Genomic DNA, 13,634 nt, shown 5'->3' with positions numbered 1-13,634 from the left:
GCTCTGCGCTCACCATCCGCTACCATCGGCTCGAAGCATTCGAGGCGTGGAAATCCGCGGCACAGGCCGCTTGATCAACGAACAGCTTGCCAACTTGCAAATTCGGCGAGTTAACGTGACAACACCCTGAATCGATATCGTCGCGGATCAGGTGATGTGATCGAGCGGCGACTAATGTTACTGTATGGCCCTTGCGCGCTAACTCCCGGGCGAAATAGTGATGCCGTCCGCCCATACCGGTGCCTGTGGTTGAACCGTAATGGTTGATTATCACTATTCGGGTCATATTGAGCACCTTGCTGTCTTTAAACTAGGAAAAGTTGCAGCGTTCGCAGCGCTGTGGAGTTCTACGGCTTGGTATGAGTTCCGTCCCAAACACTTGCATTTAGCGGATATTCCGAATGAACTGGCTTACAAGGGCGAAGCTTGGAAAGGCTGTAGCCTCAGAGCGCACAGCGAGAGTTTTTGCAATCCGCTGCATTAATAAATCTCAGAAAAACACAAGCATGTCTGATTGGCACACGATCTCGCTTTCTGACGCTGCACGCAGGTTATTTCAGGGATGTATTGCTGCAGCGAGTAAAGTCCTCCGAACCAGGTCCGCGATAGCCTCTATCAACGTCTGATCGCTATCTCCAGATGAGTTGTTGATCAATTCTTGGATGAGCCTGTCTTTCGCCGATCATCTCTGGAAACCGGGCATAGCAAGCGAAAGATGATCTACATCAAGCGCGTTCGCGAACCTTCGGGCAACTGCGTAGGCGCCCCTTCGCCCTTCCCGAACCAAAGCAAATCACATCAGCAACCACCCACCCTACCGACGGTCAGCACACCCTAACCCCATATGTAACCATATGTATTCTTCATCCTTTGCAGGCGTTCCGGCTATAAAACCTCCAGTTCCACGGAGGGCACGTGAATCATGGATCCGACAAATTCAGAACTCGAAACAGGCCCCGCGCTGACCCTCGCAAGTTGCAAGGCAGAACCGCGCGTAAACGCCCCCCGGCACGTGCCGTGTTCGAAGCGAACTGTGCCGAGCCGGGTGCGACTGACCTCCAAAACGCCGTCGAACCCTTGAGCACGCGCGCTGCGGCACCTTTCAGACAGACTAATACAAGGAAAACGAATGCAATTCTTCAATAGAAAGCAGCTGGCCCTCTGGGATACGGCGCTCAGTACCTCTGAAGAGCTGGCGAAGGGGTTGTCGCGGCGTCAGTTCGGCTTGGCTGCGGCTGCGGCTTTTGCGATGCCCAAAGCGTTGAGCGCGCATGGCTCCACGCAGGTGACCTCTCAGGGAACCTACAATATCACAGTCGACCCGGTGCGCATCAACACGGGCGATTTTCAGAAGATGGGCGTGGGCTACAACCGCAGCCAGATTCCGACGATCCTGCGCTTCAAGGAAGGTGAGGAGGTTACGATAAACGTGACCAACAACCTCAGCGAAAGCACCTCGATCCACTGGCATGGACTTATCGTGCCCTTCCGTCAGGACGGCGTTCCGGGGATCAGCTTCAACGGCATCGCCCCCGGTCAGACCTTTACCTATCGCTTCCCGATCCAGCAGGCCGGGACCTATTGGTTCCACAGCCATTCAGGCCTTCAGGAGCCGGATGGCGCCTACGGTGCGATCGTGATCGAGCCGCGCGGCAGGGAACGCATACCAGCGCACCGCGACTATGTCGTTCAGCTGGCCGACAAACATCCCCATCCGGGCAACCGCATCTTGCGGAACCTCAAGATGCAGTCCGACTACTACAACCGTTCGCAGCGCACTTTTCAGGACCTGATCCGGGACGCCCGCATGGACGGTCTCAAGGCGACGCTGAAAGAGCGCCGCATGTGGGGGCGCATGCGCATGCTGCCGAGCGACGTCGAAGACGTGCAGGGATTTACCTCGCTGATCAACGGTCGCAGCACGTCGCAAAACTGGACCGGTTTGTTCCGGCCCGGTGAGAAGGTCCGCCTTCGGATCATCAACTCCTCCGCGATGACCTACTTCGACATGCGGATACCGGGACTGAAAATGGTCGTCGTGCAGGCTGACGGCAACGATGTGGAGCCTGTCGCCGTGGATGAACTGCGGGTCGCGGTTGCCGAGACCTATGATGTCATCGTCCAGCCTACGCAGAACAAGGTCTATAGCATTATTGCGGAATCCATGGGCCGCAACGGGCTTGTTCGGGGCACCCTGTCACCCAGAGAGGGCTATGCCGGTGCCGTGCCCCGTCTCAGACCCAAGCCCTTGCTCACCATGGCCGACATGAGCGGCATGATGGGCGGTATGGGTATGGATATGGGCATGGGTATGGGCGACCACGTCATGCAGAACATGACCGGAATGAACCACACCGACATGACAGGCATGGACCATTCAAACATGCAATCCAGCCAGCAGCCCCCGATGCCTGCGATGACCCCGTCAGAGGAAAAGCCGAAGAAAAAGACTTCGATGGCTGGGATGGACCATACGCAGATGCAAAAGCCTGCGATGGACGGCATGGACCACACGCAGATGCAGCAGAAGAAAAAGGCACCGATGTCAGGCATGAACCATGCCCAGATGCAGAAGCCCGCAATGGACGGTATGAGCGGCATGGACAGTATGAGCGGAATGGCAATGTCTGATGGCGGCGATCCGTTCTATGTCCCGGGCAGCGGACTGACGCCTGTCGCGTACAACGGCGGCAAGTTCCTGTCCTACGCAGACCTGCGCGCCGCCAGCCCTCGTTACCGTCACCGCGCACCCTCACGCACCATCGTGTTGCGGCTGACCGGTAACATGGAGCGCTACATCTGGTCGATCAACGACGTGAAATACGACGATGCCGCCCCGATCACGCTCCGATACGGCGAGCGGGTGCGCATGCGGTTCATCAACGAAACGATGATGTCGCATCCGATGCACCTGCACGGGATGTGGTCGATCATCGATGCCGGTCACGGTCCGCGCAATCCCATCAAGCACACCGTGAACATCAATCCCGCCGCCACGACGGACATCGAAGTCGAGGCCGACGCCCCCGGTCAATGGGCGTTCCACTGTCACCTCAGCTACCACGCGCGGGCGGGAATGTTCCGCAAGGTCGTGGTCAAGGGACGCGCGGCTTGAGCCGGGAAATACAAAGGACGAACGTAATGAAATACAGTCAACTCGCCGGACTGGCCGGCCTCATCCTTCCTTGGGCCTCGCTCGTGCAGGCTCAGCCCGTCAAACAGACCGAACAGCTGATCTGGGGCGTGCAGGCGGAACAGTTGGAAATTCGCGCACTGGATGACGAAGAGGTCCTTGTCTGGGATTTCGACGCCCTCATCGGCACGGATGAGCTCAAGCTGGTGTGGCGCAGCGAAGCTGAATACGGTCTTTCGTCCGATGAGTTCGAAAGCCTCGAAAACCAGCTACGTCTCCAGTTTCCAATCTCGACCTTCTTTAGCGGCGTGGTCGGAGCCTATGCCAGCACACCCGAGGGCGTTCCGGAACGCTACGCGGCTGTCGTGGGGGTAAAAGGGCTCGCGCCGCAGTGGTTCGAGATCGACGCCGATCTCTACCTCTCCGACTATTCGTTCTTCAGTTTCGAGGCGGAATACGAACTGCTCCTTACCAACCGTCTGATCCTGACCCCGAACATCGAGATCGATATGCCGCTGAAGGATGACATCGCCCGGGGGCGGGGTGCGGGTGGCGCAGTCATGGAGATCGGTGCGCGGCTGAGTTACGACCTCATCGACCGTGCGGTCTCACCCTATATCGGCGTCAACTACGAGACCTCGTTCGGCGACACGCGGGACATCACCCGCGCGGCCGGTGGGGATACAGATGAGTTCTCGGTCGTGATGGGTACACGCCTTCAATTCTGAGATTTGTTCCTGCGGGAGCAATCCGGAGGGCTGATGAGTCCTCCGGCCAATACCTGAACCCAAAAGCAACCAAGGACTAAACAGATGAAACATCTACTGCTGACAATCGCACTGGCTTCCTCCTTTGCGGCACCGGGGTTTGCCGGCGAAGCGGCTCACGGAAACAAGTCCGGCGACACCCATGGAGAAATGAAGATCGGCATGCCCGGCGATGCCGCTGCGGTGGACCGCACGGTCGAGATCGACATGGTCGAAACAGACGACGGCGAAATGCTGTTCAAGGGCGGCGATCTGGATTTCAAAGAAGGCGAGACCGTCCGTTTCGTCGTCCGCAACGAGGGCGAGTTGGACCATGAGTTCATTCTCGACTCGCAAAAGAAGAACGCCGCGCACAAGAACGAAATGGCGGATATGAGCGGTATGAATATGGGTCATAATGAGCCCAACCGCATCCGGCTCGCGCCCGGCGAAGATGCCGAAATCATCTGGACATTTGCAAATAACGGCACGTTCGAAGCTGCTTGCCTGATCCCCGGTCATTACGAATCCGGCATGTTCCGCGAAGTCTCCGTTACTCACTAAACGGTCAGTGCGGATCGCGAGCACCGCCTTGCGATAACGTTAATACCAGAACGGGCGTACACCGCGCCCGTTCTTTCCCCCGTTGGGCGCCCGTCTGCGACGATGGTGTACCGCGCCAGCGGCGGTAGTACCCAGATCCGACGTTTGCTGAACCCTTGGGCTCACGGCTTCAATCGATCGAATAAACCCGGTTCTAGAATTTCCCCTACTGCGGAGGCGTTGAGCACATGAAGACATCGTTCAAAACTTGCACCCTCGCGGCAGCGCTCATCTTGTCCGCCCTCTCCGCGCATGCGTCCGATGGCAAAAGCCAGCAACCCCATCTGAGGGCCTACGACCTTCCGGACCATGACCCGATCGGAGAACCCCCCGGCGATGCCACGCCCGACAGGACGGTCGACATCACGGTCAGGGAGACCGGAAGCGGTTACATGCTCTTTGATCCGGATGCGCTTCACATCGAGAACGGAGCGGTTGTCCGCTTTCGGGTCACGAACTCCGGCAAACTCGATCACACTTTCTTTCTCGGCTCCTTCGATGAAGTCACCGAAAACCGGCAATGGATGCAGGAGCATCCGGACATGACCCATGACGCCGCCAACTTCATATCGATACCCAGCGGTGAAACCGGGGAACTGATCTGGAAGTTTTCAGACGTGACCAATCTGGAATTTGCCTGTCTGGTCCCCGGCCACAGAGATGCCGGGATGTGGGGGGTCATCATCGTGCATGATCACCTCGCCTCACCCGCCGGATATTGAGCGCGCTCCAATGTCGCTGATGGACAGGTATCACGTCCTCGTACATGACGTCTCCGCCCTCTTCGGATACGATTACAATGATACGACGCCGGACTGGGTTCATCCGTTCATTCACCTCATTCTGGTCCTGGCGCCGGGATTGCTGATCGGCGTCGCCCTCTATCTCGTCCTGCGCGGTATCCTGCGGCTCTGGAGCCGCCCGGCAAAACCGGTCGCGCGCATGAACCACGTGAGGGGGCTTGATGCCGGGTTGTTCAGCTCGGTCCTGCGCTACACCAGACGGCAGCAGGCGCAGATGATCATGCTGAGCCTTCTCGCGCTTCCGATCCTGTATCTGACCTTGGAACTGCCCAAGCAGATCGTGAACAATGCGCTGGAATCCGCGACTTTCCCGGTCGAGGTTCTGGGCCAGAGTTTGGATCAGGTCATATTCCTGCTGCTGCTTTGCGGGCTGTATTTGCTGTCGATCAGCCTGAACGGACTCATCAAATACACGCTCAACGTCTTCAAGGGCTATACGGCGGAGCGGTTTCTCCGACGCTTCAGGCTGCTGATCTATCGGCGGTGGCGCTCGGATGCGGAGGCGTCCGAGCAAAGCGAGATCGTCCCAATACTCGCACAGGAAGTGGAACCCATCGGCGGCTTCGCGGCCGAAGTCCTGACCCTGCCGGTTTTGCAGGGTGGCACGCTTTTCACCATTCTGCTGTTCATGTTCATTCAGGACCCGATCCTGGGTGCCGCCGCGCTGACCGTGTTGCCCATTCAGCTTATTCTGCTCCCGAAGCTGCAGCGCCGGGTGAACACCCTGTCGCGTATCCGGATCAAAGAGGTCCGCGATCTTGGCAGGCAACTGAGCGAGCAGTTGCGCGAACGACAGGGCGCCTCGTCCGGCCTGTCGGCGGCGGGCGCTAGTTTCAAGGCGCTGGAGCAGGTACGCAGAAGGATCTTTCGTCTCAAGTTCTTCATCAAGGCGCTCAACAACTTTCTGACGGCGCTGACACCGTTTCTGTTCTACTCACTTGGCGGATATTTCGTCATCGAAGGCCGGATCACGCTTGGGGCACTGGTCGCGGTCCTCGCCGCGCACAAAGACTTTTCGGCCCCACTGAAGGAGCTTTTCCGATACTATCAGGCGCTTGAGGATACGCGGATCAGGTATCAGGAAATCACGACCTTCTTCGCCGGGACGCCGCCCCGCATGGAAGAACAGCAATCCGCCGGGGTGCACCGGCTGGCGATCCGCAGACCGCCGGAACATGCGCTGTCGCAGACTTGAGGGCTCCTATTGTCCCCCCTGCTCCCGCGACGCGTCAAACTGCCGTTACATTTGGCTACAAAGAGGGGGCGGACATTTACACCGGCGGTTTGATATACACCGGGTATGAGCGAACCTGCCCACATTCTGGTCGTCGACGACCATGACGAGATCCGCAATTCCGTTTCAAGCTATCTCGAACGGAACGGCATGCGAACCTCGGTCGCCGAAAGTGCCGCAGAGATGGACGCTCAGCGCGCAAGACATTCTTTCGATCTGATCGTGCTCGATGTGATGATGCCCGGCGAAGACGGGCTGACTGCGTGCAAAAGATTGCGTCAGGAGTGCGGCACACCGGTCCTGATGCTGACCGCCCTCGGAGAGGACGACGACCGCATCGAGGGTCTGGAAGGCGGCGCGGATGATTATCTCTCCAAACCCTTCAATCCGCGCGAGTTGTTGGCCCGGATCAGGGCCATCATGCGACGCAGCGAGAAGAGCCCTCCGCAGGACCCATTCGCGGGCAAGCGCATCCGGTTCGCCCATCTCGAACTGGACTATGACGGACGGACCCTGACCGCCCCGGACGGCACCCGCAATCAGGTAACCTCCAGTGAGCTGAAACTCCTGTCCATCCTGCTCGAACGCCCGCGTATCGTCATGAGCCGCGATGAGCTGCTGGAAATGACAGCGGGGCGCGTGGCCGGACCGCTTGACCGGACGATCGACAATCAGATCAGCCGCCTGCGCCGCAAGATCGAACCGGACGTATTGCGCCCCCGTGTCATCTCCACCGTGCGCAACGGCGGTTACAGCCTGACCTGCGATGTCGAGGTCAGTTCGTGAAAACGCGCCCGTGGAGACTGCGCACGCAGATCTCACTCTTGGTGCTGGGTGTTATCGTCGTGGCGCAGGCGGTGAGCCTCTGGTTCTTCGTTGACGAAAGAACACTCGCCGTGCAGGCGGCGATCGGCGCGGAAGCCGCCGGACGGGCCGCCAATGTAGCACAACTGATCGAAGGCGCGCCTCCGGAGCTGCACCCCCAGATCATTCGCGCCGCGACCTCTCCATTGATCCGTTTCAACCTGACCGAAGAGCCGGAGGTTGTGCATACGGATCATGACGCAGGCGGCGCGGTCGAGGCGCGGGTGAGGGCTCTTCTGGGCGATGACTACAGCCGCGACATCCGCATCGAAATCCATGTGTCGCGTAGCCCTTAATTGTGAGATGGGAAATCCAACGAAATCAACGGCTGAGCTTTGCCCTTAAATATGAGATTTTGCCTTTAATTCTGATATTTTTGCCCTTAAACCTGAGACAGGGTTCACAAACATTTGCGGCAAATATCGATGAATGATGATGGCGAAGACTGCGTTGCTGTTGGTGCTGAAGAGGCGCGCAGGGCCGCGGTGCTGCGCCCTCTTGTTCAGGCATATCTCAATGGGACTGGCAGCCTGGAACGTGGCATCAATGACGCCGTTTGGGAGCTTGGTGTCAGCAGGGCGACGGTCTGGCGTTGGATAAAACGGTTGGCGGAAGAGGGTGGGCGCACCAGCGCTCTGGCTCCGCGGAAACGGGGCCGCCCGACCGGGACGATGTTAATATCCAGCAAAGTCGAAGCGGTAATCGAGGAGCACCTTCGCCGCTATTTCTTGCGCCGGGAGCGTTCGAGCTTGTCGCGCGTCGTGACAGAAATCCGCAGCGCTTGCTGGCAGGAGGGCTTGCAACCGCCGACACGGCGAACGGTTCAGCGTCGTCTGGATGCGATGGATGCCCGCGAAGTTGCGAAGGCACGAGAGGGCGCAAAGGCGGCCCGCCAGAAATTTGCGCCGGTCACAGGTGAGAACAAGGCCAGTATGCCACTGGAGATCGTCCAAATTGATCATACACCGGCGGACATCATTCTTGTCGACGGCTTTGAACGCAAACCAATTGGGCGGCCTTGGGTCACGCTGGCGATCGACGTCGCAACGCGGATGGTGACCGGATATTACACCTCTCTCGAGGCACCTTCGCGTCTGTCAGTGGCGCTTTGCCTGACACAGGCGGTGGCCCTCAAGGAGGAACTTCTTGCGGAATTGGCGTGCGATGTTCCTTGGCCGGCACAGGGCAAACCGCACAGCATCCACGTCGATAACGGTCGCGATTTCCGGTCGCGCGCCTTTCGGTCGGCCTGTGCGGATTGGGGGATCGATCTGGTCTATCGACCGCCAGCAAGTCCTCACTTCGGTGGTCACATCGAACGGTTGATCGGCACCATGATGGGGGCCGTTCACCTGTTGCCGGAAACAACGCAATCCTCGATCGCGGCAAAGGGCGACTATGACGCCGAAAGCAAGGCCACGATGACGTTGAGCGAATTCGATCGCTGGTTTGCTCTGGAAATCTGCCGTTACAACAACAGCATTCATTCAAGTCTTGGCTGCACGCCCGTTGCCAAATGGGAGGCGCTCTCAGAGCAAATGACAGGCGACATCCCCTTCGAGATGGAAGCCTTTCAGGTGAGCTTCCTGCCGAGTGAACTGCGCAAGATCAGGCGTGACGGCATCCATCTGTTCCAGATAAGGTACTGGTCCGATGCCCTTGCAGGCCACATTGGGCGCGGGGATGGAAAGGTGGTCGTTCGCTACGATCCTCGCGATATCTCAATGATCTGGGTCGAACTGGACGATGGCCGGTATGTTGAGGCGCGGTACAGAAACCTGGAAATTCCGCCCGTCTCGCTCTGGGAATATCGCGAAGCGATGAGGAAGGCCCGTGCCCTTGGCAAGTCCGGGTCTAATGAGCTGGTGCTGGCTGAGCTGATCCGACAGCAACGCCAGATCGAAGCTGAAAGCCGGGGCCTGACGAAGGCCGAACGCAGAACCCGTGAAAGAAAAGGGACATTGAAGGGCACGAACTCGGCCGTCTCGACAACCGAAGGGCTGCGCCCGATCGATACGGGTGATACATCGCGCCCATTGTTCAAGGTGGAGAGATGGTGAATTGAGGGCAGGGACAACTGAAGAAGACGGCCGGATCGCCCTCATTCAATCGGATATCTGGATCGGCTTTCCTCGGGCGGAACAGGTGTTGGACCGCTTGCAGGGCATGATCGAAGCGCCACGACAAACCCGTATGCCTGGGCTTCTTGTGCATGGCGCCTCCGGGATCGGAAAGACGATGATTGCCCGAAACCTGTCGCGCAAGTACGCACCAGAATACGATCCGGCGTCGGGCATCACCCGCACACCGCTTCTGCTGTTGCAAGCGCCGCCCGCACCTGATGAACGGCGGTTTTACCTGCACATCCTGGCCGCCGTCGGCGCCCCGGCGACGGCTCTTAGCGCCCGCGCTCAAAATGTGGCTTCCCTCGAAGTCCGTGTCATCGCGCTCTTACGCGACCTTGGCCTGCGGATGATCATGATCGACGAGGTCCACAATCTCTTGGCCGGGACCCACCGCGAACAGCGCCGATTTCTCAATGTCCTGCGGTATCTCAGCAATGAACTCGAGGTGTCACTGGTCTGCCTTGGGGTCAGCGAGGCCGTCGATGCTATTCGCGGTGATATCCAGCTTGCCCGACGGCTGGACGAACATCATCTGCCAAACTGGCGCGACGATGCCGAGTTCTCGGACATGATCCAGACCCTTATTGCTGCCATGCCACTGGAAAAGAAGTCCAACCTGAAGGTCAAATCTCTCAAGCAGGTCTTGGCACTGACCGGTGGGGTGACCTCGCGCATCTTCGCTCTGGTCAAGGATCTTTCCATCGACGCCATTATCACAGGCGAGGAATGCATCACCGATGACGCAATCGCAAAATGGACGCCGGTTTGGTCGCGCCATGCGAACCCCCATCGGCGGCTCCAGAAGTCCCGGGTGTGAAGCCGCACCCGCTGCCCAAGACTGTCGCGCCGCTGCCAGACGAGTTGTTGTCAGGTTGGTTGTCTCGGCTGGCGGCGGCCAACTACTGTGATGATGCGGAACTACTGGCTCATCTCAGAATCGATACCGCGCATGGCACCGCCTTGGACTTCAACGTCGACGCGGCTGCGGCGGCGAAGATTGCCAACGCCGCACGGGTTAACCCAGATGTTGTTCGATCTTTGACCTTTCCGGCAATGACGCCACGAGAAGCCTCGCTGACGGCTCAGATGCCATTCCAGCATTGCATGCAATGCGCCAGAGAGGGTCTTTCGCTCAGGCATTGGAGGCGGGCCTGGGCATTTGACTGCCAAGTTTGCGGGACGAGACTTGTGCAGACCCTTGGCAAACTCCGTGAGGAACAAATATCTGGAAAACTGATATACCGAGCGCGCCGCGGGGCAGAGATGCTTGAGTGCGCCGCGCGCTCGCGCGGCCCCAAGCAACTTCGGCGCGCAATGCGCGCGGTCACCTTTGCCATGTCACTCAAAACCTTCCGCGGGGATCCGTCGTTCGCTGTCCAGAACCCCAGATCGGAAGTTAGGCTGTTCTGCCTCGCCGCAATCGCCGCCGCTCGATCTCATCCCTTGGCTAAGGCAGCCATCGTCAGCAAAAGCATCGACGACTATGCAAGGATTGCTCTCTTGCGCGCCTTCGAGAAGGAGCCTCGATTGCTTGCCGCGGTTGATCACATCGCGCAAAGGTGCGCGAGAAACAGGGGCCCCATGACAGCCGTATCTCACAATTAAGGGCAAAAATTGTCGCCAAACGCGTCGCGTCTCAGATTAAAGGGCAACGCGACAGCAGATCATCCTGGCGACCGTCTTGACGAGGTGATGGCACAAAAAGAACCTGCTTTCACTGCCGTTGACATCAACGAACTTCCTGCGTTGGATCTGCTCGGCCCTGACCGAGAACCGTTGGACTTGGAAAGCCTCTCCGATCAGGTCGTCGTTCTTAGTTCCGTCCCGTCCAACTGCGGGTCGCCCTGTGCTGACCAGCAGGCACTTCTTGAAAAGGTGAGGGGCGGAGTGAATGCATCTCCCATGCTGGACATGGTGACCTTCCTTGTGGTGACCGACGCCAGTGATCCGGTTCCCGGACCGATTGCCGAGAACGTGGTCATTGCTCGCGCACAAGTGCCAATAGAGAATCTGATCGATCAGTATCGCGCGATTGCGCCAGACCGTCCCGAAGCTCCGCTTGTGCATGTTATCGCGCGCGGCAACCGCCATTCCGGGGTCTTTGCGGGTTCCGCTTTCCGGCACATCAACATGATCCTGTACGTCAACGGCCTGACCAACGCGCATTGATCGAAGAACGGACCCCCAGCATGACAGCAAACACAGAAACCATTGAGACAAGCGATACCGGATGGCTGTCCGTCATCCGCCGATACATCGTCTATACCGCCGTCGGACACCTGATCTGGGAAATGGCACATATCCCGCTCTACACGATCTGGGTCGAAGGCACCTGGGGAGAGATTGTGTTCGCGGTCGTGCACTGCACCGGCGGAGACCTGTTGATCGCCATGAGCACGCTCTTGCTTGCCTTGTTTCTTGTTGGAGGGCACGCATGGCCGTCGGAACGCGCAGGGCGTGTTCTGCTTTTGGCCGTGGCCATGGGCGTCTCTTACACGATCTTCAGCGAGTGGCTGAACATCGTAATCCGTGCGGCCTGGGCCTATCGCGACATCATGCCGGTGGTCCCCGTCATCGACGCCGGTCTCACGCCCCTGCTGCAATGGATCATCGTCCCGACCCTGGCATATTGGGCTGCCACAAGAGTGCCCTTGCGCAAGCTATTCAGGGGTGAACGTGGTTCATGGTAGATATCTCGCTTCTGGGGCTCACCGCCGCGCTCTTGGCCGGTACGATATCGTTTCTGTCTCCCTGCGTGCTGCCTCTTGTGCCAGGATATGTCTCTTACGTGGCCGGGCGCACAGCCGCTGAAGGCGGGGCGGCTGCGGCCTCGCCGTCGCGCGCGGTCTGGCTGAGCCTGTGTTTTGTCCTCGGCTTCTCCACCATTTTCATGGGGCTTGGCGCATCCGCGACAGCATTGGGTCAGGCCCTTCTTCGGTGGCGGTATGAACTCAACCTCGTTGGGGGCGGCATCATCATTGTCTTCGGGCTTTTCATGATCGGGGCCGCGCGTGTTTCAGTGATGGAACGCGATTTCCGGTTCAATCTCAACATCCCCGGGGGCCAACCCGCTGCGTCCTATGTCCTCGGTCTTGCTTTCGGTTTCGGTTGGACGCCGTGTATCGGCCCGATCCTCGGCGCAATCCTGACAGCCAGTGCGGCGAGCGCCACGATGGGCGAAGGCGTCATGCTGCTTGCCGTCTATTCCGCAGGCCTCGGGATACCGTTTCTGATCGTGGCCGGATTCACCGATCAGATTGCGGGACGGTTGCGGGCCATCGGCCGGGTTGGCCGCCGCCTCCACCAGATTGCAGGCGTCGTGATGATCCTTATGGGACTGGCGATGATGACTGGACAGTTGAGCGCGCTGTCATACTGGATGCTCGATGCATTTCCGGTTCTTGGACGAATAGGGTAACAGCTCGTGCGGTTCTACGAAAAACATATACTTCCTGGCCTCACGCATCTCACCATGGGTCAGGAACAGCTTCTTCCCTACCGAAGGCGCGCGGTCTCAGGTGCGAAGGGCCGCGTGCTGGAGATCGGGATCGGCTCGGGCCTGAACCTCGCGCTCTACCCCGACGCCGTGGATCAGATCGTCGGTGTGGACCCGTCGCCGGAACTCCTTCATCGGGCCGCGCAGGCTTCTCAGGGCTTGACGCCGACAACGGAGATGATCGAGGGCGTGGCCGAAGCATTGCCGCTGGAAAATCGCAGCGTTGACTGCGTGGTTGCCACCTGGACGCTCTGCAGCGTGTCGGAACCGGAGAAGGTGCTGGCCGAGATCCGGCGCGTTCTCAAGCCGGATGGCGCCTTCCGCTTCGTCGAGCATGGAACAGCGCCCGAACCCGGTGTCCAGCGTTGGCAGCGCTGGCTCACGCCTGCCTGGAAGCATTGTGCCGGAAACTGTCACCTTGACCGCCAGACAGACACTCTGGTCGAGCAGAACGGCTTCCGCATGGAGCGGCTCGACACCGGCTACGCGAAAGGTCCGAAACCCTTTGTTTTCATGTATGAGGGGCAAGCTCGCCTTTATTGAGGCAGCTTAGAAGGAGAACAATGTCGGCTTCCAAATGGCGAGATACTGATGACAAGGTAACCAACTCTCGGCGGGAACTTATAGAA

Annotated in this window: 13 protein-coding genes and 1 pseudogene; all 14 read left to right on the top strand. The window is 58.9% G+C overall.

What is annotated here, in order from left to right; translation table 11 throughout:
- The first annotated feature begins 1,129 nt into the window (after positions 1-1,129).
- The 14 genes and pseudogenes from FCK22_RS14660 to FCK22_RS14595 all read left to right on the top strand — a co-directional run bounded on the left by FCK22_RS14660 (position 1,130) and on the right by FCK22_RS14595 (position 13,548).
- A complete protein-coding gene (locus FCK22_RS14660) occupies positions 1,130-3,115 on the top strand; it encodes a multicopper oxidase domain-containing protein (protein ID WP_009827245.1) in 1,986 nt (661 codons plus the stop codon).
- A 26-nt stretch (positions 3,116-3,141) separates the two neighbouring features.
- Entirely contained in the window at positions 3,142-3,861 is a 720-nt protein-coding gene (locus tag FCK22_RS14655) for a copper resistance protein B (protein WP_067264432.1), read from the top strand.
- Positions 3,862-3,945: 84 nt separating this feature from the next.
- On the top strand, positions 3,946-4,443 hold the full coding sequence (locus FCK22_RS14650; RefSeq protein ID WP_009827247.1) for a cupredoxin family protein: 498 nt from the start codon (positions 3,946-3,948) through the stop codon (positions 4,441-4,443).
- 227 nt (positions 4,444-4,670) lie between these two features.
- On the top strand, positions 4,671-5,204 hold the full coding sequence (locus tag FCK22_RS14645) for a copper oxidase (protein WP_009827248.1): 534 nt from the start codon (positions 4,671-4,673) through the stop codon (positions 5,202-5,204).
- 10 nt (positions 5,205-5,214) lie between these two features.
- Positions 5,215-6,480 (top strand): ABC transporter transmembrane domain-containing protein, encoded by a 1,266-nt coding sequence (locus FCK22_RS14640; RefSeq protein ID WP_009827249.1) that lies wholly within the window; start codon positions 5,215-5,217, stop codon positions 6,478-6,480.
- Positions 6,481-6,585: 105 nt separating this feature from the next.
- Positions 6,586-7,305 (top strand): response regulator, encoded by a 720-nt coding sequence (locus FCK22_RS14635; RefSeq protein ID WP_067264430.1) that lies wholly within the window; start codon positions 6,586-6,588, stop codon positions 7,303-7,305.
- Positions 7,302-7,661 (top strand): annotated as a pseudogene (locus FCK22_RS14630) (two-component sensor histidine kinase); the annotation flags it as partial. The gene FCK22_RS14635 and the pseudogene FCK22_RS14630, both read left to right, overlap by 4 nt.
- A 147-nt stretch (positions 7,662-7,808) precedes the next feature.
- On the top strand, positions 7,809-9,443 hold the full coding sequence (locus tag FCK22_RS14625; RefSeq protein WP_136720530.1) for a Mu transposase C-terminal domain-containing protein: 1,635 nt from the start codon (positions 7,809-7,811) through the stop codon (positions 9,441-9,443).
- A gap of 1 nt (position 9,444) precedes the next feature.
- Entirely contained in the window at positions 9,445-10,326 is an 882-nt protein-coding gene (locus FCK22_RS14620) for a TniB family NTP-binding protein (protein ID WP_038147410.1), read from the top strand.
- Positions 10,323-11,114 carry a TniQ family protein gene (locus FCK22_RS14615; protein WP_067264428.1) on the top strand — a complete coding sequence of 264 codons (792 nt, stop codon included), beginning with the start codon at positions 10,323-10,325 and terminating at the stop codon, positions 11,112-11,114. The genes FCK22_RS14620 and FCK22_RS14615 overlap by 4 nt, the downstream gene beginning before the upstream one ends.
- An 87-nt stretch (positions 11,115-11,201) precedes the next feature.
- The gene (locus FCK22_RS14610) at positions 11,202-11,678 is read left to right on the top strand and encodes a cytochrome-c oxidase (RefSeq protein ID WP_231886348.1); all 477 of its coding nucleotides are present in this window, start codon (positions 11,202-11,204) and stop codon (positions 11,676-11,678) included.
- 20 nt (positions 11,679-11,698) lie between these two features.
- Positions 11,699-12,199, top strand: a complete 501-nt coding sequence (locus FCK22_RS14605) for a hypothetical protein (RefSeq protein ID WP_067264422.1) — start codon at positions 11,699-11,701, stop codon at positions 12,197-12,199.
- Positions 12,193-12,927: a cytochrome c biogenesis protein CcdA gene (locus FCK22_RS14600; RefSeq protein WP_009824512.1), complete on the top strand. Its 735-nt coding sequence runs from the start codon at positions 12,193-12,195 to the stop codon at positions 12,925-12,927. The genes FCK22_RS14605 and FCK22_RS14600 overlap by 7 nt, the downstream gene beginning before the upstream one ends.
- A 54-nt stretch (positions 12,928-12,981) precedes the next feature.
- Positions 12,982-13,548, top strand: coding sequence for a class I SAM-dependent methyltransferase (locus FCK22_RS14595; RefSeq protein ID WP_067264420.1), 567 nt, complete (start codon positions 12,982-12,984; stop codon positions 13,546-13,548).
- Positions 13,549-13,634: the final 86 nt, after the last annotated feature.

The organism is Sulfitobacter sp. 15WGC (genome assembly GCF_005068605.1).
GTDB lineage: Bacteria > Pseudomonadota > Alphaproteobacteria > Rhodobacterales > Rhodobacteraceae > Sulfitobacter > Sulfitobacter faviae.
This window is presented reverse-complemented; position numbering and strand designations above follow the sequence as displayed.